At 41.6% G+C, this 18,951-nt stretch carries 14 protein-coding genes; 5 read left to right on the forward strand and 9 right to left on the reverse strand.

Annotated elements, in window-relative coordinates:
• Positions 1 to 35: 35 nt before the first annotated feature.
• Both menA and DP114_RS30850 read right to left on the reverse strand, forming a co-directional pair.
• Positions 36 to 947, reverse strand: coding sequence for a 2-carboxy-1,4-naphthoquinone phytyltransferase (menA, locus tag DP114_RS30845; RefSeq protein WP_169265737.1), 912 nt, complete (start codon positions 945 to 947; stop codon positions 36 to 38).
• Positions 948 to 1,299: 352 nt separating this feature from the next.
• The gene (locus tag DP114_RS30850; RefSeq protein WP_169265738.1) at positions 1,300 to 2,991 is read right to left on the reverse strand and encodes an NACHT domain-containing protein; all 1,692 of its coding nucleotides are present in this window, start codon (positions 2,989 to 2,991) and stop codon (positions 1,300 to 1,302) included.
• A gap of 201 nt (positions 2,992 to 3,192) precedes the next feature.
• Between DP114_RS30850 and DP114_RS30855 the strand changes: the two genes are divergently transcribed.
• From DP114_RS30855 to DP114_RS30865, 3 genes are all read left to right on the forward strand, one after another.
• The gene (locus DP114_RS30855) at positions 3,193 to 3,807 is read left to right on the forward strand and encodes a hypothetical protein (protein ID WP_169265739.1); all 615 of its coding nucleotides are present in this window, start codon (positions 3,193 to 3,195) and stop codon (positions 3,805 to 3,807) included.
• A 286-nt stretch (positions 3,808 to 4,093) separates the two neighbouring features.
• Positions 4,094 to 4,849 (forward strand): RES domain-containing protein, encoded by a 756-nt coding sequence (locus DP114_RS30860; RefSeq protein ID WP_169265740.1) that lies wholly within the window; start codon positions 4,094 to 4,096, stop codon positions 4,847 to 4,849.
• A gap of 42 nt (positions 4,850 to 4,891) precedes the next feature.
• Positions 4,892 to 5,824: a hypothetical protein gene (locus tag DP114_RS30865; protein ID WP_169265741.1), complete on the forward strand. Its 933-nt coding sequence runs from the start codon at positions 4,892 to 4,894 to the stop codon at positions 5,822 to 5,824.
• Between the two features lie 786 nt (positions 5,825 to 6,610).
• On the opposite strand, the gene DP114_RS30870 is transcribed toward DP114_RS30865, so the two are convergent.
• The 5 genes from DP114_RS30870 to DP114_RS35515 form a co-directional block, all read right to left on the reverse strand.
• Positions 6,611 to 8,764, reverse strand: coding sequence for a tetratricopeptide repeat protein (locus DP114_RS30870; protein ID WP_171977947.1), 2,154 nt, complete (start codon positions 8,762 to 8,764; stop codon positions 6,611 to 6,613).
• 292 nt (positions 8,765 to 9,056) lie between these two features.
• Positions 9,057 to 9,236, reverse strand: coding sequence for a photosystem II assembly protein Psb34 (gene psb34, locus DP114_RS30875; RefSeq protein WP_169265743.1), 180 nt, complete (start codon positions 9,234 to 9,236; stop codon positions 9,057 to 9,059).
• A 152-nt stretch (positions 9,237 to 9,388) separates the two neighbouring features.
• Positions 9,389 to 11,425 (reverse strand): glycine oxidase ThiO, encoded by a 2,037-nt coding sequence (gene thiO, locus DP114_RS35985; protein ID WP_171977948.1) that lies wholly within the window; start codon positions 11,423 to 11,425, stop codon positions 9,389 to 9,391.
• A 141-nt stretch (positions 11,426 to 11,566) separates the two neighbouring features.
• A complete protein-coding gene (locus DP114_RS30885) occupies positions 11,567 to 11,968 on the reverse strand; it encodes a hypothetical protein (protein ID WP_169265745.1) in 402 nt (133 codons plus the stop codon).
• A 120-nt stretch (positions 11,969 to 12,088) separates the two neighbouring features.
• Positions 12,089 to 12,388, reverse strand: a complete 300-nt coding sequence (locus DP114_RS35515) for a hypothetical protein (RefSeq protein WP_246162915.1) — start codon at positions 12,386 to 12,388, stop codon at positions 12,089 to 12,091.
• Positions 12,389 to 12,876: 488 nt separating this feature from the next.
• Between DP114_RS35515 and cimA the strand changes: the two genes are divergently transcribed.
• Positions 12,877 to 14,499: a citramalate synthase gene (gene cimA / locus DP114_RS30895; protein ID WP_169265746.1), complete on the forward strand. Its 1,623-nt coding sequence runs from the start codon at positions 12,877 to 12,879 to the stop codon at positions 14,497 to 14,499.
• Between the two features lie 199 nt (positions 14,500 to 14,698).
• Here the strand turns inward: cimA and DP114_RS30900 are convergent, their stop codons facing one another.
• Positions 14,699 to 14,932: a hypothetical protein gene (locus DP114_RS30900; RefSeq protein WP_048866956.1), complete on the reverse strand. Its 234-nt coding sequence runs from the start codon at positions 14,930 to 14,932 to the stop codon at positions 14,699 to 14,701.
• A 160-nt stretch (positions 14,933 to 15,092) separates the two neighbouring features.
• Here DP114_RS30900 and DP114_RS30905 point away from each other — a divergent pair, with 160 nt between their 5' ends.
• Positions 15,093 to 17,342 (forward strand): NAD(P)/FAD-dependent oxidoreductase, encoded by a 2,250-nt coding sequence (locus tag DP114_RS30905; RefSeq protein WP_169265747.1) that lies wholly within the window; start codon positions 15,093 to 15,095, stop codon positions 17,340 to 17,342.
• Positions 17,343 to 17,370: 28 nt separating this feature from the next.
• On the opposite strand, the gene DP114_RS30910 is transcribed toward DP114_RS30905, so the two are convergent.
• Entirely contained in the window at positions 17,371 to 18,798 is a 1,428-nt protein-coding gene (locus tag DP114_RS30910) for a hypothetical protein (RefSeq protein WP_318284284.1), read from the reverse strand.
• Between the last annotated feature and the right edge of the window lie 153 nt (positions 18,799 to 18,951).

Below are 18,951 nucleotides of genomic sequence, written 5' to 3' on the forward strand. Positions count from 1 at the left end.
CTAATCTACCTGGCGACTGCTATACTTAATAGTCATTAGACACTCGGAAGTAAAAATCCGATTCCTAATAAGAGTCCAAGGCTCAAGTACATGGACACAGCAATAAACTTAGAGTTACTCACCTGATTAGGCTGGTCATGATAATTATTGACATGAGTAAATAATTTCAGAGCGTAAAAAAGACTTAGAAAACTTAGCAAACTCAGCGGTGGAAATATTTTTAATAAAACGAAGACAGCAATTAAAAAATATATTCCATATCCCCACCAAGACAAAACCTGCGCAGATTTTGCGGTACCCAAACGTACAACAGGTGAATACTTCCCTCCAGCTAAATCATCTTCAACTTGGTGAAAATGCGAGCAGAACAAAATTAAGCAGGTTACTAATCCTACAATGACTGAAGCAGCTAAAGCAGTTAGGGACCAAGTTGGATTTTGATTGTAATAAGCTGCACTCACAGACAATGGACCATAGGTGATGAAGCAAATTATTTCACCTATACCTTTGTAGCCGAATCGAAAGGGAGGCCCTTGGTAACTGTAACCTAACAAACATGCAAGTAAAACTAAGATAAGAAGTGTGACATCTTTTTGCCAAAAAGCTAATAGCGATGTTGTTAATACACCTATAATTAAAAAGGAATTACCAAACCACAACCAGAAATTTGATGTTTCTTTGCCCGTCAAATTAATAAGAGAGTGTAGTTTATTGACATCTACCCCTGTTTCAGCATCAAACACATCATTACTAACATTAACCCAAACCTGAATGCAAATAGATGCAAATAAAAAAATCAAAAAATTTGTGGAATTAAAGTTTCTAGTCTCTGCGATCGCCACAGTTGTACCCACCCACAGAGGTATGAGAGCAACACTGTAAATAGGAAGCTTAATTGCAGCCCGCCAAAGTTTACTTCTAGATGAATTATCTATTACTGTTGTCATTTGCAAAAACTTTTTTCAAAAGGAACTTAACTAAGTGAACCGGAATAAACCAGGGTAAATTACTTCAGCTAAATTGCTTGCTCGTAAATGAAATGGGACTTTTGGGAACTTATAAAGATATTTCAATATTTTCTCCCTAGAGTCGTATTTCTACAATTGTTCTGATGGTAGTTGTGATGTTTTCTTATGATAAATGAAAATGGTAATTGACAAAAAGAAAATTAACTTAAGTTAAAAAGATGTTTTAAGGGTTCCTTCCAACGAACTCTGGTGGGCACATACTGGGCGATGGTCCCAAAAGGGCAATTGCCGGATGGGCAAACTTATGGCAGGATATCGCATTTGTGCATAATTAGCAACTTGGGTTATTAAGGCAATCAATCAACAACTGTTTTGCATTGTCATATTGGGTTTCATCATCCGCCACAAGACTATCGAGTTGGCGTTTCATCAACTGCAACAGGTAGTCTGGGTTTGGCAACATCTGGACTGCGAACAAAAAGACTTCTCGCCAGCGTTTCTCACTCATATGGCAGACAAGGTTTTGAAAAGCTTCTTGTGCATGTGATGGTGGACTAGCAACAATTTTTCTGGCAGCAAAGTATTTCTGAAAGATGATGTGGCCAAAGGAGTAAATACCTCTTGCTCGCTCAACCAGTAAACCATGCTGAGCTTCTATAGATTTCAAAATATCTTCGCTGTCAACTTGAAGTGTTTCTAAAAAGGTGCTATTCTCAGGAGATGTATGGATATGATGGGATATCCCTTGCTTAACGGCACTTACCTTGAAGAAGTACTCGCCACGTTCAAAGGTCGTCCAAGCAATTTGACTTAGCATATCTTCTTTATCCTGCCGAGATTGTTTATAAACCTGATTTCGCTCAATACCGCGTTTGGCATCCCATTTTTTGAGTAATAAATCTACTGCTTCTTGATAAAGCTGCAAACAATGAGTTGGAAAATCTGCTGTTTCGTCAAACACCAAGCATAACAGAGTCAGCAGCAAGGGATTACTTGCTAGTTCTTTAAGCGGCTGACTTGCTTGCAGCTTTTGCACAAAGCGTTCTGCTTGTAGCGTATCTTGAGCTTGAAACCATTTGGCGGCAAAGTCAGCGATTTGTTGGTCATCAAAATCGGCAACTTCCACTTCGGTGAATTCTTCAAAAGTATATTCCAGCGCTGCAATCCGGCAAGTTATAACTATAGAATTGGCACAAAACCGCGTTGAAACGTTGCGAATCTCCTGTAGCACTCGGTTAAGCTCAGTTTTTTTGACTTCATCTAATCCATCTAATAAAAGTAGCGATCGCCCTTGAGTCAAAAGCGTGAGAACTGTTTGAGGTTCAACAACTCCACATTCCTCAAATTGTACTGTGATGTAGTCCAACAAGCTTGGTTGCCCTTTAGTTTCAGCAAAGTCCTTAAGGGTGATAAAAATTGGGACAAGATTCGACAAAAACTGATCGGAATTACATTGAGTTGCTACCCATTTCAAAAACGTCGTTTTACCCGAACCTGGTTTTCCCCAAATCCAATGCTTGTTGTAGCGTTCTACCCTTTCGAGTCCTGAGATCCGTTTTTGGTAAATCTTGTTCTTGTCAGAACTCTCATACAATTGAGCAAGGGAAAGCCGCCTGCGTCCAGTGACTCTCTCTAAAATATAGACATCAGTGTATATACTCTCCAAGCTTACTGGTTGCTCTTTATCTAGGAGCCGAATTATGCTACAACGTCTGGCAATACTGTCGTGAACTTTTTCTCGTACAGTCTGCACCAGACTCTCCATCTGGGAAGTACTTGCTGCATCATCTACATCTGGAAGTGAGCAGAAACTCGCAATCTCATCCCATTCCAATCCTAGTTTTTCGCAGATTGTGACAAAAATATAGCGATCAACTGGTTTACCTTGAAAAAACTTGCTAACTGGCTGACGGCTAATACTCAGTTCCTCAGCTAACGCCTGCTGCGTTAGTGAATTACGAATCAGCGCAGCTTGCGCTTTTTTCATACCCTCAGCAGATGCTTGAAGCGATCGCCGGCTCATTATACTCCATCAGAAATAGTTGTTATATGTATATTAGCTGATTTTTCATAAGTCATGCATAAGTCATACAATACTCAATCTATACTCTCACCTTAACTCACTCAGGAACATAGAATACTGGAATTGTAGTTACTTGACATCTCTTACATCAATTCAATTTATCGGATAACAAATGATGAGAATGTCAAACGAGGTGAAATAATGACTGGAATTAACGTGACAATAGATGCTCCTTGCGACAACGACGTAATGCAACCGCTGTTGCGGATAGCAAGGGGGTTTCAAGATTATCTGAATTCACTACACCCGGACGAAATTAAATGTTTGGCGGAACAAATGGAAAGCACTTCTAGTAAGGCAAAGTACTCTAAGGCTGAAATTGAGTTTGCTGCCAAACTTGGTGCCAATAAAATTAGTGATGAAGAGCGAAGTAAATTAGAATTTGCTGCCTTGACTAAAAATTTTCACTGGAGACAAGAGTTACTCAAATCTTCATTAACTGCTCCTCAAGTCGCCCAAATGCTCAATACAACTCGTCAAACTCCGCATGATCGTTTAAAAAAGAACAGTTTAATTGCAGTTCAAGACAATGGAGTTTGGAAATTTCCCACCTGGCAATTCGATCCTCAAGGACCAGATGGCGTCATTGCTGGACTACCAGACGTTTTAAATGCTCTCAATGTTCCTGCTATGTCCAAAATTAGTTGGTTAACTCGACATAACAAAGCTTTAAACGGGCTTACGCCCATAGAAGCCTTGAAAAGCGGTCAAAAAGAGGAAGTTATTGCTGAGGCGTGTTCCGTGGGAGTCTATTGACGATGTATTAGAGTTCATTCATCAAATGGTACTAAATTTACAAACCCAGGTGTTCCCAGCCACCTGGGTTTTCAGTATTTTTATTTATAAAAATGATAATTAAGAAAATTACTGAAGTTATACTAAAAATTTTTATTGAACTTACAAAAAATTTCCGGAATGATGTGTATAGCTTGTGGATCTTCCAGCTGACAGAGTTTCTAACTTTAGATTCTGCTACGTTTCAAGGCTAATGGAACGCTAAATCTCCGAATTTTATCTATCAATCGGAACAGGAGTAACAAATGTGGTAATAATAACATCCCCCCCTTCTTGCCTTCGCAAGCCGAGACCAAAATTTTATAGATTAAAAAAAGGAACAGAACTTTTAAGAATTTTTCGCCCCGACGAATTTAATACTGACGCCCTAACCTTTCGTTTTTGGGGTCCACTTCATCGCTTTGACCATCATTTGGGAGAGTGTTCCTGTGTTGGTGTTGCACAAGAGAATAATAATACTTGTGGGTTGTGGACAGAGGAGATACTTATCCCAGAAAAACATTTTGCTGCTCCTGCTTGCTATAAACCATTGGAACGCAAAGCATGGAAAGATCCAGAACGTGGGATATACTATGCTGCGCCTGCACCTTTACTTTCGAGCTGTTTAGTGGAAGTTTTTGGGGATACAGGCTGTATAGAAATTACTGACCACCAGATTGCTATGATCACTTGCACAAGTCGCTTAAAATTATTGGATGTACGTGGTTCGGGTGCAATGCGAGCTGGTGCGAATGAGGCAACATTAGCAAAGACAGACAAACGCGGTATGAGTCAAGCTTGGTCGCGCTACTTTTATGAACAAAAAGAAATATACCCTGACATTCAGGGGATTATTTACCACAATGCTCATAATGGTGAAGAGGCGATCGCAATTTATGAGTCTGCTAAAGATCTGCTCACCTGTCTACCAGAAAGCATTTACTCACTAAAACATGAATTGTTCCGGGGTGCAATTCTAAAAGCTGCAGACGAAAATAATCTTGAAGTGGAGCGTTATTGGTGATTCTCACGCTCCGTTGAAAGCTAAAACAACACAAACAAAAGTATGGATAGTAAATCCGATAATTCTGAGTCTGGTAAAAGTGTAATTGCTAGGGAAGCAGTAGATTGGCTACTGCAACGCATCTTCCAACTTCCTAAAAAATGGTTAATTATTAGTATTATTCTTATTCTTCTAAGTACTTGTGAAGTAGGCTGGAGTAAAAAAGAATTATTTTCATTTAAATTTAAAGTTACAAATACAACAGCTATTTTTTTGTCGTTGATTTGGTTACCATCTATATTAAAAGTTTTTGCTTTAAGTGGAGGAGCACTCAAAACACCTTTGGGAGAAATTGGTGGCTCAGGTATGAAGACAATGCTAGAATCATTAACTGGTGATTCACTCGGATTTCTTATTGAGCAAACTAAGAAAGCAGAAGAAGTTGCTCCACCGAAACAGCAAGAAGAAATGCGCCAAATTCGTCGAGAATGGCAGAAAGTTTACGCATCAACAGTTCCTGTGTCAGACGCCAGACAAGAAATGGAGCGCTTAGCCGAACGCTATAAGGAACTAAGAACGACAATGCCTTTTGGAGCACAGCGAACATTTGAGATGGAATCTGTGAGTGGACGCATGCGTGCTTTAGCTCCAGAAGTTAAATATACTGTACAAGAAGTTAAAGACCTTCTGCAATCAGATGACCAAGGTAAACGTTTACTAGGACTTTCTGTTGCTGAGTGGTCTAGTGATGTAATTTATTTTGATTTGGTTTTACACTTAGTTAATCGTTCAGAAACAGCGTTTGAGCAAACAAGTGCATTGCGGGCAGTTGGAAAAATGGTGTCTAAATTGGATGCTCACCAGAAGAAAAATTTACAAGCAGCAATCATTGAACAGCGTAACTTCAATGAAGAAGAAAAGCGTTGGATTAAGCCTAATTCTAATCGTTGGGTATTGAGCGATCGCATTTTATCAACGCTCAATGAATTAGTGTGACTTGCAGTATTTTGAAGTTTTTTAACGTTGAGCAGAATTTACCAGGACTAAAGAGCTTCCAACCCCAAATCCCAGATTTCACTGAGATGATATTTGGTGAATCAAAGTAAGGTGAGCACTGCTTTAATATATTTTCAGATTTTGGTAGGTAATGCCCACGCTACAAGCTTGTGCCTTTACAAAACTTAATTCAGTATATAAGGCGTATATACTTGTACTTCTATCAATATATAAGTCCTAATTGCAAAATTCTCAAATTTTCTACCTTTCCTACTTTTTTTATAGAAATAACCTAACTTTCTCACTTTTAATAAATACAGAGATCTGCTAGTATTTAGGCTGATTTGTAAAGTAAAAATACTTTTTGATTTGAAAATAAATTCATATTTTGTCAATTTTCCGAAAAAGTTAGCGCTTTAAGCATTCTTTTTCAGATAAAGTTAGCTTGAGGAGTGCCTATCGTGGACAAGATTCAACTGGCTTTGGTTGTTAGTTACCTACTGATAACCTGCTATTTTTTTGTGAATTGGTTAATTTTTTCTATTCGGCATCCAAACTCTTCTCCAGAAGGAAAGTTTTTAAATTTGGTGATGCTTGTAATAACAACTGGCTTATGGTTTGTGATTATTCCTATGTCTTATCTAGAAATCTTGAAGACACGGAAACTAGAGGTTAGCATTTTTATACCTGTTATCGTTGCGTTTTTTGCGTTCAGCATGTATCTGTATGCATTTTTGACAAGTTAAGAAAATTGCTTTGACCAACTAACAACTAATAACCCACTCATTACAACTTAGGCAGAATCTCCGGTAACAATTGACCAGGAACTTTAGACAAAGCTAAATTTTGCCCCTGTATGCCTAATTCACTGTGGAAAGCACGAATCGTCTTGACCACATAACCAAAAGTTGTTTGATAAGCTTCAGGTTGTTTACTCATTCCATTCAAAGCTTGCAAGTGATTATCTAATGCTGCTTCTAAATGTTTAGAACGAGTTGCTTTCTCACCATCAAAATACTGGTCTGTTGCTAATTGAAAATGAGCGAGTGCGAGATTATTGTGAGTGGCTAACAGATCAAAATTCAAAGGCATACCGCTAAGTGAATGAGCAAGGGTAAGTGCTTCTTCATATGAACTAATGCACTGTTCTAACAACTTTTGCCGCTCATCTTTGGAAGTTTGTGATTGATTTGCTAGGTGCCAATAGGCAGTTCCAAGGTTATTTTGGGTGGCGGCGCAAGCAGGAGGAACATTAGCAGGAGTTCGATATTTCAGTGCTTCGCGGTAAGCATCAATAGCGGAGTGCAGATTTTCTGGTGGTTGTTCGTACTGTGCAATATTCCAGTATGCCGTGCCTATATTGTTTTGAATCATCCCATATTTAAGCGGTTCTTCCTCGGGATTGTAATAAGCAAGCGCGAGTTTGTAAGCTGCAATGGCTTTCTTGAGATGCTCAACTGGTTGATTGTATTGTGCTAAATGCCAGTAAGCTGTCCCTAAATTGTTTTGGCAAGCAGCATACTTTAATGGTTCTATTTGAGCCGTACGCAGGGAGAGTGCTTCGCTGTAAGCTAAAACTGCTTGTTGCCAGTTTTCAGCAGGGTTAGTAAAACGAGCCAAATCACCATAAGCTGTCCCTAAATTATTTTGTACGCGAGCATATGTTTCAGGGTGGCTTTCTGATGAAATCAGCTTCAACGCCAAATGATAAAATTCAATTCCTTGCTCTATGTAAGCTTGTCCCTCCTCAGAATTGGGTGGTGTGCGGTAAAGCATCCAGTAGAGTGTACCCAAGTCATTTAAGGTATCAGGAACTTGGGGTGAATCGTCATCATGAGTGATTGATTCTTGATAGGTAAGAATTGCCACCATTAAGTTTTCTAAGGTAGGCTGTCCTTGTTCAATACGAAGGCGATATAAGTTTCCTAGGTGATGATAAGCTGCTCCTAGCTTGACGTTTGAAGCTTGTTGGGCGTGTAATTCTTCTATCTCCTCCAAAATTTGCTTGACTTGTAAGTTGTGTTCATCGTCTTGAGCAATTGCCGTGTTCATCGTTGCTAGTACTAGCTCTGCTAACTCTTTGCTAATATGAGATGTCTGCTGAGGCAATGAGCTATCCTTGGTACTGACTTTATCAGTGGATTCCTCTTGAAGAGGTTGGTTTGTTAATTTTTCCGATTTTGACGGAGGAACCTCCTGCGGTTTTTGTCCACTATTCACTAATGTTTTTGTTGGAAAATCGAAATCATCTTGAATGACTGATTCTTCTAAAATAGGTTGCTCAACATTGGCTAACTCCAAACTTCTAGAACCAGAAAAACGTTCTGGTGAGGTTTTGTTTTGATTTGTCGGTGTGGGTTCTCCAGCGAAGACAAAAACACCAGTACGGTAACGCCAAAACTGTGGTGCTGATTGCTGGATAGCATATAACCAAGGACGCGGCACCCACAACAGTAAACTGGATTCAAAGTTAGACAGTTGTTGCTCAGTCAAACGCAGATAGTGCAAAAATAGCCGCTGTACTGCTACTGGTTGTTTAGTGAGATGTTCTACACCTACAATCTGAAACGCTGGTACTGGTAATGATCGCCCTGGATTGTCTTTCGATGCTCCAACAATCGGTGGTGGATAATTAGATAACCACTGATTTATCTGAGCTATAAGATTAGGATCGCTTAAATTCAGCCGCAAGGTGACTAATCGGGGATAGGCTGGTGTGCTAGCTTCCTGTGTATTTGATGGCTGATACAGCACTTGCCCAACAGGATAAGCCAAAGTTGAATGCAAACGCGCCGCCACCTGATTTCTCAGGTTTAAATCATCACACACCGCCAAAAAGATTTGTCGTCTTAAACCGAGACTAAGAGCAAGTTTTAGGCGATGATACACTTGCCGATTCCACGCAAAATTATCTGAGTGTGTACTTTCATTTACGCTCATGGCGGCTAGAGAGCCAAAACGCAGTGGATATACCCCCTTGGGGTGCATGCAAACAGCCAGTAAATCTAACCATGACTAGAATTTTCAGGTCATTGTTGCTTTGCTCAGGATAAATCTATTCATGGAAAGATCAAAGAAGCTAAGTATACAATTACACTTTAAACCGAAAAAATCTTTGAAATAACTTATTATAAATATTTATTATATATAACAATAACCCAGGCTCCGATAAAACCCTGAGCCTGAGAAAACTTAAAAAATGAAATTACTAAGTTCCTAATATAACTCTTTATCAACCAAGGGCGGAAACAGAGAAAGCGACAAAAATCAAGGCACTAACTAAAATTGTAGCAGTAATTCCCAATATAACGTAGTTTCGCTTTTGACCATCGCTAGGAATTTCTGCTTTATAAATTTTGGGTTCACGGGCAAAGTTATTTAGACGACCACCCTCTTCAGTTGTGTAAGGCATGAGTATAATTCCTTATTATGTTCATTCATTTAATTTAACATAAACGTTATATTTGCTCTTAAACATATGATACAAATCGTTATTTTAGTCATTAGTTAGGGAACAGGGAACAGGGAACAGTTCCCTGTGTTTCTTAAAAGTTTGATTCAGGACTAACTAGTAATCGTCCCAGTCAAGGGTGAACTGGCAATAGCATAACTTTTGAGAGGCATTCTGCCAGCAAGATAAGCCAAACGACCTGCAACTGTTGCCAAATTCATGGCATGAGCCATTGCAGGCGAGTTTTGTGCCAGGGCGATCGCACTATTAATCAACAAAGCATCTGCGCCCATTTCCATTGCTTGCGCCGCCTCTGAAGGTGCTCCAATGCCCGCATCTACCACCACTGGCACCTTAGCATTTTCAATGATGATTTGAATATTTGCAGTCGTTTTCAATCCTTGTCCGGAACCAATGGGTGAGGCTAAAGGCATCACCGTTGCACAGCCAGCTTCTTCCAAATGCCTCGCCAGCATAGGGTCTGCATTGATATAAGGCAACACAGCAAAACCTTCTTTCACCAACTGTTCTGCTGCTTGTAAAGTACCAATCGGATCTGGTAGCAAATACTTAGGGTCAGGAATCACTTCTAATTTAACGAAGTTGTTGTCTTCCTGTCCTAAAAGTTTTGCCATCTCTCGCCCCAAACGTGCGACGCGAATTGCCTCTTCTGCTGTTTGACAACCGGCGGTATTAGGTAACATCCAGATTTTTGTCCAATCTAATGCTTCGGCTAAACCTTCATGTCCTGGGGCATTGGTTTGTACTCGCCTTACCGCAACAGTGACAATTTGACAACCACTTGCAGTCACACTTTGCTGCATATCCTCGATGCTGCGATACTTGCCAGTTCCCGTCATCAAGCGAGATTGGAAAGTTTTTCCGGCTATTTGGAGTGGTGAATCTTCCAAAGTGCTGAGTTCTGAGTTTCGTAGCTGAGATTTGTCGAAGTTCTCAGTTGTGAGTTCTGAATTCTGAGTTTTGAGTGTGGGGTAAGTAACCATTGGGGTAGTAGATGACTTGGTGTGGAAGCGCGAGTAGTGGAAATCACAGAGTAAAGGGTCTGTTTTTTGTTCGAGAATCAAATCAGCCAGCAATCTTGCTGTTATAGGTGCTAGAAGAATACCATTACGATAATGACCTGTGGCAATGGTTAAGTTTTCACAAGGACTGGTGCCAAGAATAGGTAATTCATCTGGAGTTGCAGGACGAAATCCCCACCATAACTCCTGAATGGGGTAATTTTGTATTTGAGGAAATAGACGAATAGCTCTTTGTAGTAAGGTTTGAATTCCTACTGGTGTGTTGTGGGGAGTTAAACCGACATCTTCAACTGTCGCACCAATAATAATTCGTCTGTCGCGCCTCGGTACTATGTAAATTTTCTCTCCATACAAAACCCGTGTCAAGGGCAAATCTGGCACAAATTCTGGTACTTTCACACTCAGCATTTGACCTTTGACAGGACGCACCGGCAAAGGAAACAATGAATTTGACCAAGCACCTGCTGCCAAAACGTAATGTTGTGCATGAAGGACTCCTGTACTCGTTTGCACACCAACAACTTGCCGTTGCTGCTGTTGAATTCCTTCTACGACAATACCTTCTTTGAGTTCAACGCCAAGGGATTTAGCCGCTGCTAGCAGGGCTTGCGCTAATGCCCTATTATCTACTTGTGCGTCTTCAGGATACCACCAACCCCCAAGGACTTCTTCTCCCAATCCTGGCTGATATTGATGAATGGCTTCTTTTTCTAGCCAGTAAGCAGGGGAAGAGGAATCAGGGAGAGAAGTTTCCCTCCCTCTGTCACTCTTTTCCTGTTTCGCCGCTTTTTCCCCTTGTCCCCTTGTCTGGTCTTGATAAACTGGAGCCAGGATACCGCAGGACCAATAACCAGTATTGATACTAGTAAACTCTTCGAGCTTACGCGTCCAGTCAGGGTATAAATACAGAGAGCGCGTGCATAACTCTTGCATTGCCTGGTCTGAGATTCTTTCAGCACCAGGTGCTAACATCCCAGCTGCAGCATGAGTCGCAGCAGCCTGAATATCGCGGCTGACAACTGTTACTTTGGCACCGCGTAACTTTAATTCAATGGCGATCGCCATACTGATGACGCCGCCACCAATAATTAAAACGTCACTAGTCATTAGTCATTAGTCATTAGTGATTAGTCAAGAGTCAATAGTCAATTGTCAATGGACTTTGGACTAATAACTCGTGACTTATAACTCATAACGCATAACTCATAACTTGTAACTCATAAGTTGCAACTTCTAACTTATGAGCTACTACCATAAGGCACGAATTGGTTCGTTGCTCTGATTCTGATTTGTGTCTTTAGGTGATTGATTGTTTCCTGATGATTTACCACCTGATGATTGACCACCTGTTGGCTGGTTGTCAACAGCGTCTGTGTCATCATCTTGTTTTTGGCTATTATTTGTATTGCTGTTCTGATTTGTCTGAGCAGTAATGTTGTTTTTCCTGTCCGCAGAACCGTTTCCAGCCGCAGTGCTATTAACATTAATATTAGCTGGGAGAACTTTTGATTCTTTCGGTGCTTGTGTAGTTGTGGGTGTAGGTGCTTGTGCACTATTTTGTCCACCCATAGGAAAACTAATGCCTAGCAATGTCCCGAGCAAAATTGCTAAGCCTCCAGCCATAAGAATAAGTGGTGTCCATCTACCCATATCGTTAATTTCTCCGTCTTAAGCTTGTGATGTCCAAAGTTTTTGAGAACCTGGGGTTCCGCTGAAAATTAATTAAATCTTGTCAGTTTCACATTGCCCAAAACCTTGGTTTGACATGGCTTACGCACCCAAGATAACCGAAGAATGGGGAGCTAGTGACCGCCGCGTTTTTTGCGCTTGAGCTATTGACACTTTACCTTCTAGAAGAACTGCACAAGGATCGCAGCTACCAAGGTTCCAATAGTCTACTACCTTAGCATCGTTATTGTAGAGGTCAACACCTTTTTGCAGCAATATTTGCGGCAGATTGGCTCCGCGTTCGCCCGTATAGTGCCAAGGCGTTTCTGAATGAAACTCTTGTCCTTGTCTGACAAGGGCGAGTAGCCCAGCTGTCTTACCTTGAGTTTGTGCCTTGGGCATTTGTGATCACTAAATTAGGTTTTTGTTGTATTGTAACAATTCATTTCGATGCCGAAAAATACAGAAACAATATATAATCGATAACTCAAGACTCGAAAAAACTCAAGTCGCTTGTGCATATTTCTGTTGACACTATACAATTAGCGGTAGAGAGCAGGGGCGCTACACTCAACACCCCCACTTTACAATGATGGGGAATCCTGCCGAAACCTCAAATAAACGATGCTTGACTTACCAGTTCTGAGTTTAAAGCAATGAGTCCGGAAGTATTTTATCTTAATTTTTCTTATTGGACTCAGAACTCTGATTACGCCGAAGAAACGGTATTTGTACTCTGGTGAAATCCTCCAAATTGTTTGACGAGGACATTCTAAATTCTGTGTTCTGAATTCTCCTCAATAAAGAAGTGCTCTGCGTAACTTTGATTGTCCTATCCTTAAGTATACTTACACATTACCTTGAAAGTTGTCTCCAAGAGTTCGTATCTTATGACCGCAAATTCCTCACACCAACTTTGGATCTATGACACAACGCTACGGGATGGCACTCAACGTGAAGGGTTATCGGTGTCCATAGAAGATAAATTACGCATTGCCCGGAGATTAGATCAACTGGGAATTCCTTTTATAGAAGGAGGTTGGCCTGGGGCAAATCCCAAAGATGTACAATTTTTCTGGCATCTCCAAGAAGAGCCGCTTCAACAAGCAGAGATTGTTGCGTTTTGCTACACCCGACGTCCTCAGAAAACAGCAGGAGATGATCCAATGTTGCAAGCAATTCTTGCTGCTGGCACTCGGTGGGTGACAATTGTTGGTAAGTCTTGGGATTTACACGTCACAGAAGGACTCAGAACAACCCTCACAGAAAATTTAGCGATGATACAGGATACGATTGAGTATCTTCGTTCTCAAGGACGTCGTGTGATATACGATGCAGAACACTGGTTTGATGGCTATAAGCAAAATCCAGATTACGCTTTACAGACCCTAAAGACCGCAATCTCTGCTGGTGCTGAATGGATAGCTCTTTGCGATACGAATGGCGGCACTTTACCCCATGAAATGACTCAAATTGTCACAGATGTGGTAAAAGCAATTCCCGACAATACTCAACTAGGAATTCATACTCACAACGATTCTGATACCGCAGTTGCCAACGCTTTGGCTGCTGTCATGGCAGGAGTGAAGATGGTACAAGGTACCATCAACGGATATGGTGAGCGCTGCGGTAATGCCAACCTCTGTTCGTTAATTCCCAATTTACAACTGAAGCTAGGTTACACGTGTATTGAAGATAGTCGATTGTCGGAACTGACACAAACCAGTCGCTTTGTAAGTGAAGTTGTTAATCTTGCTCCTGACGAACATGCTGCCTTTGTGGGACGTTCGGCTTTTGCTCACAAAGGTGGTCTTCATGTATCGGCTGTGGAACGCAATCCTCTGACTTACGAACACATTCAACCAGAACAAGTCGGAAATTGTCGCCGCATTGTAATTTCTGAACAGTCTGGAATGAGTAACGTTTTAGCAAAAGCTCGCACTTTTGGTATTGAACTGGATAAGAATAATCCAGCAACAGGGGAAATTCTGCAACGTCTCAAAGCTTTAGAGAGCGAAGGATATCAATTTGAAGCAGCAGACGCAAGTTTTGAGTTGTTGATGCGCCAAGCGTTAGGTCGTCGCCAGTCTTTCTTTGAAATCAAAGGTTTTCAAGTTCATTGTGATTTGGTTGAGGGGAAAGAAACGACTAACGCTGTCGCCACTATAAAAGTTGCTGTCAAGAATAGAGATATTCTAGAAGCGGCGGATGGAAACGGACCGGTTGCAGCTTTGGATGCTGCTTTACGCAAGGCTTTGAGGAATTTCTATCCCCAGATAGCTGAGTTTGAGTTAACAGATTATAAAGTACGGATTCTGAATGGACACACGGGGACTGCAGCGAAAACCCGCGTTTTGGTAGAGTCGCGTAATAGTCATCAACGCTGGACAACAGTGGGCGTTTCCACAAATATTTTGGAGGCTTCTTATCAAGCTGTGGTAGAAGGTTTAGAATACGGTCTTCTGTTACACTCTCAAGCTGAGGCAGCTTTGAGTACTTCGAGTGGAAACTGAACCATCATTGATGATGAGTTGTGAGTTTATTGTCAAGATTGCCAATCCCAGACAATTTATTAAAGCTCCCACACCACGAAGGTGATTGGCAATTTGGCTTTGTGAGTTGACTGTATGATTAGTTGTTAGTTATTAGTTGTTTGATCACAACTCACTTCTCGCGCGCAAAGAGTGCGATTGACTAACCACCAAACCTCTGTTACGAGAAATTTTCCCAAGCTTGAGCAACGACTTGGCTAAGCCAACGTCTTTGTTGTAAATCTAGCAGGCTGTCGTCGGCTAGCACTTGGGCAGTTAAATCTTCTAAGGATTGACCTTGAGCACGAACAATTTTGATGACACCAGCGATCGCAGCAGCAACCATTTCTTCATCAATCGGTTTTTGTCTCAAGGCAACAATTTCTTGTGGGCTGTCTGGAATGGGATAATTCATGGCGTGTGTTTACAAAAACAAAGAATGAACAAGAAATCTGAAAAAGTCTTAATATTTCTTTACTAAACAGGAAAGAGACAGATAGGGCGGATAGTACTATACTCTATTCCTTTATAAAATCTGTCTCAATACATAGATTTATCGGAGATTTGACAAAAAAATGCAAGAGATTCTTTACCTGGAAATTTCCACTTCTGATACAACCGCTGTGTGTAACTGGTTGCATACTGATTTTGAACCGGGAACTGGTGAAAAAGTCCTAACTGCGCAAGGCTTTCGCCTAAGAGTTTCTAATACTACAACTAGCACGGAAATTATTTCGGAAAAGTTACCTAGTGAACTTTCCGTCTTTATCTGGTCAGTGCAGCGAACTACGTATTTAAAAGTATTCCGTTGGGCAGACAAACCCTTCCCCAGAGAGCAACAAATTCTGCAAAAGCTCACTACTGGGATAAGAAGGCGCTTTCCCCATGAATACCCTGAACCTCCAACGATTAATTTATCTGAGCAATCGATTTTTGAGGCACTTGCTCCATACTATCCTCTAACTGTCAAATATTTTCAAAAAATGCCCAATGGCGAATATGACCTGAAGCGAGTCTACTGGTGGGAGCAACGATGGCGTGAAGGTGTGCGCAATCCTCAGCAACCGCGTCAGGTAGTGTTCTCCCATAGAAGTAAAGCAGGTGAGACAGCGCTGCGGGAGGGGAGCCAGTGCGTTGCGGAGCCAGTGCTGAAGACGGGTTTCCCGTCGCAGGCATCTGGCGTTGGGGTTCCCCCCGTTGTAGCACCTGGCGTTTTCCCTCCGCAGGCGACTGCGAACCCGAAGGGGCAGCACACAGAAGACTTTTCTCCTTTGCCTGAGCAATACGACCTCATCTACATCGGTGGGGCGCTTGGCGTTATCCATGCAGCAGTCATGGCAAGACTGGGTTACCGAGTGCTGCTGATTGAACGGATGCCTTTTGGACGAATGAACCGAGAATGGAATATTTCCCGTGATGAGATTCAAAGTTTGATTAACCTAGGTTTGGTAACGACAGCAGAATTGGAATCAATCATTGCGCGGGAGTATAAAGATGGATTTAATAAGTTCTTTGATGCCAATAACCCCAAGAAGCTAAAAGCACCTGTTTTGCATACGCCCACAGTACTAAACGTGGCTTTAGATTCCGAAAAATGGTTGCATATGTGTGGGCAAAAGCTACGAGCAGCAGGCGGTGAAATCTGGGATGAAACAGAGTTTATCCGGGCAGATGTGTATGATACACAAGTTGTGCTAACTGTCAATAATTTGACCAATCAAACTCCAAAGCAAGTGAGTGGGCGATTGTTAGTAGATGCGATGGGAACCGCTTCACCAATTGCATGGCAATTGAATGGTGGTCGTGCTTTTAACAGTGTTTGCCCGACTGTAGGAGGAGTGGTTTCGCGTGGATTTGAGCCTGGAGTATGGGATTCTCAGTACGGGGATGTTCTCTACAGTCATGGGGATATTTCGCGAGGACGACAGTTGATTTGGGAGTTGTTTCCTGGGGCAGATGAAGAACTGACGATTTATTTATTTCATTACCACGAAGTTAATCCAAAAAATCCCGGTTCCTTATTGGAGATGTACGAAGACTTTTTCACAATTTTGCCAGAGTATCGCCGCTGCGATATGGATAAGCTGGTGTGGAAAAAGCCGACATTTGGGTATATACCAGGGCATTTTAGTGTGGGGAGTCGCGATCGCACAGTTGCTTTTGATCGCTTAATAGCCATCGGAGATGCAGCATCACTCCAGTCTCCCCTAGTTTTCACTGGCTTTGGTTCTTTAGTTCGCAACTTAGAACGTCTGACAACTCTTTTGGATACAGCTCTCAAACACGACTTGGTGAGTTTCCGGCATTTGAACCAAATTCGCGCCTTTCAAAATAATATTGCCGTCACTTGGATGTTTTCCAAAGGGATGATGGTTCCTACTGGAAAATTTATACCACCGCAGAGAATCAACTCTATGCTCAACAACTTTTTTGGGCTGTTGGCAGATGAACCCCGACAAGTGTCAGATAATTTTATCAAAGATAGATTTGATTGGTTGACCTTTAATCGACTGGCGCTGAAAGCAGCTCGCAATAACCCAGCATTGCTTCTGTGGATTTGGGAACTTGCAGGTGCCAAAGATTTACTGAGATGGACTAAAAACTATCTTGACTTTAGTCGCCATGCTCTTGTCCGCGCTTTGCTCAATGGATGGTTCCCAGGCTTCCTTCGTCGAATTGGTCCAATGCTGGAACAACGATATCCAGCATTATGGTTACAGCTATTAGCGATTAACTATTCTCTCACAGCAGGCATTGCACGTCCGCAAAATCTAGTCCCTCAGGTGACATCGAAAGCCAGACTTGAGAAGCCAGAAGTTATTTAGTTATTAGTCAATAGTGAGCGCTGGCTCACTATTGGCTCTTTTGTTGAAAATTTGGTAGCTCAACAGATGCTAGAGACTTTCGCTTTTTGGGTGGACGCTGCGGATAGAGTAGTGGGGAAGGGTCGTTAGTAGCGTAATCGGTGAAGGCTTCTGCAGAGTCAGGAGTTTCTTGCAATTCGAGGGATGATGATGATTGTCCTACCTTTATCCAGTAGTCCTCAGTTTCTTCTGAAGAATCGTTAGTCGTCAATGTTTCAGTAGTTTTTGGTTCATCTTTGAGGGGTATTACAGGAGTTTCCCAAATTGCTTCACCTACTTGGATGTTATTTGCATCTTTTTCAACAGGAGGCTCAACAGATGTCGATACAGGAGGATTGGCAACAAAAAACATTTGGATAACACCATCCAACTGCTCTTCTAAGCCTGTTAATTCCAAAGATGAAACTGTTTGAATTTCTGGTTCTGGTGTGTCAACTGATTGCGTTTGTGTAAGTGTTTCTTCTGTATCTAAATCGCCAGTAGATGATGGATTTGGTGTGGAGTTATCCGATTGATTTATGGGTGAGGCTGGAGTTTGCTTTAATGCATTATCTACACCGTTTGTCAAGGGTTCTGATTCTACCGACCAAGGTCGAATTGGTTGTGCTTGGCTAAACAAAACGCTCTTGTGTCTAGAAGGTCTTGTTTGACTAGTGCTTGTGTCCTCATTCTCAAGGCAGTCGTAGCTAGGAACAGGTGTCTCCAGACACTTTTCCAGAGCTGATTTGAACTGCAGAGTCTGACGTTGTTGTCGCATGAGCCTTGTTCGTAGCTCCCGACAAGTACTTTCTGATTGCAACAGTTGGTGAGACTGATCGTTGTAGCTAGATTTCATGAAGGCACATTCTCGTTCTAGCTGTGCAAGGCGTTGTTGACTGATTTCGAGCTGAGTTTTATAATTTGAAATTAAACTTTCTTGGCGCTGAACAGTTTGTACAGCAGTTTCCAATTGTTGAAATAAGGAATTTATTTGCTCTTGACCCGCACTCAGTTCCTGGGCTTGTTGGTTAAGCATTGACTCTGTGACACTTGAGCGTTTTTTCTGCCACTGCAAAGCCATCTCCGACTCAGTTAGGGCACCTTTTAGCTCCTCTACTTTGTCATATAATTCATTGTTGGCAGAACGTAATTCTTCATTCAATTCCAGCAATTTCTTGAACTCAGCGTCTACGAGTTCTTGTTTTTCGCCCTCAGGTTCTGCAACCCAGTCTTGCTGGGGTGCATTTTCTTCTGATATAATCTGGCTTTTACGCTCCTGGTTTTCTGCTGGTGCCAATAGTGGCACTTTCGCAGTTACAGTGTTTTCACTTTTGCTAACTGAGTAAAATGGACAACTCACATGCTCAGGTTGCAGTGAATTGCTATCTAGGGGTTGAACAAAATCCCCATTGTTTGGGGTGTCAGCTTCATTGATCACTCTCTCTTCACCCACCAGCTATAAATAAAGAAGCACAGACTGCTGTAGCATTATATATAAATCCTGTCTTACCAAAATTTACTATAGAAGGCAAGTTTTGGTCCTTCTAAATTAGATTAATAAACATGAGTGAATTGTAGCTTTTCCTCGCTG

Origin of the sequence: Brasilonema sennae CENA114 (assembly GCF_006968745.1) — a bacterium.
GTDB lineage: Bacteria > Cyanobacteriota > Cyanobacteriia > Cyanobacteriales > Nostocaceae > Brasilonema > Brasilonema sennae.

Excerpts from the sequence above, each read along its gene's own strand:
- menA (WP_169265737.1), bottom strand. The coding sequence starts at position 947 with ATGACAACAGTAATAGATAATTCATCTAGAAGTAAACTTTGGCGGGCT.
- DP114_RS30850 (WP_169265738.1), bottom strand. The coding sequence starts at position 2,991 with ATGAGCCGGCGATCGCTTCAAGCATCTGCTGAGGGTATGAAAAAAGCG.
- DP114_RS30855 (WP_169265739.1), top strand. The coding sequence starts at position 3,193 with ATGACTGGAATTAACGTGACAATAGATGCTCCTTGCGACAACGACGTA.
- DP114_RS30865 (WP_169265741.1), top strand. The coding sequence starts at position 4,892 with ATGGATAGTAAATCCGATAATTCTGAGTCTGGTAAAAGTGTAATTGCT.
- DP114_RS30870 (WP_171977947.1), bottom strand. The coding sequence starts at position 8,764 with ATGAGCGTAAATGAAAGTACACACTCAGATAATTTTGCGTGGAATCGG.
- psb34 (WP_169265743.1), bottom strand. The coding sequence starts at position 9,236 with ATGCCTTACACAACTGAAGAGGGTGGTCGTCTAAATAACTTTGCCCGT.
- thiO (WP_171977948.1), bottom strand. The coding sequence starts at position 11,425 with ATGACTAGTGACGTTTTAATTATTGGTGGCGGCGTCATCAGTATGGCG.
- DP114_RS30885 (WP_169265745.1), bottom strand. The coding sequence starts at position 11,968 with ATGGGTAGATGGACACCACTTATTCTTATGGCTGGAGGCTTAGCAATT.
- DP114_RS35515 (WP_246162915.1), bottom strand. The coding sequence starts at position 12,388 with ATGCCCAAGGCACAAACTCAAGGTAAGACAGCTGGGCTACTCGCCCTT.
- cimA (WP_169265746.1), top strand. The coding sequence starts at position 12,877 with ATGACCGCAAATTCCTCACACCAACTTTGGATCTATGACACAACGCTA.
- DP114_RS30900 (WP_048866956.1), bottom strand. The coding sequence starts at position 14,932 with ATGAATTATCCCATTCCAGACAGCCCACAAGAAATTGTTGCCTTGAGA.
- DP114_RS30905 (WP_169265747.1), top strand. The coding sequence starts at position 15,093 with ATGCAAGAGATTCTTTACCTGGAAATTTCCACTTCTGATACAACCGCT.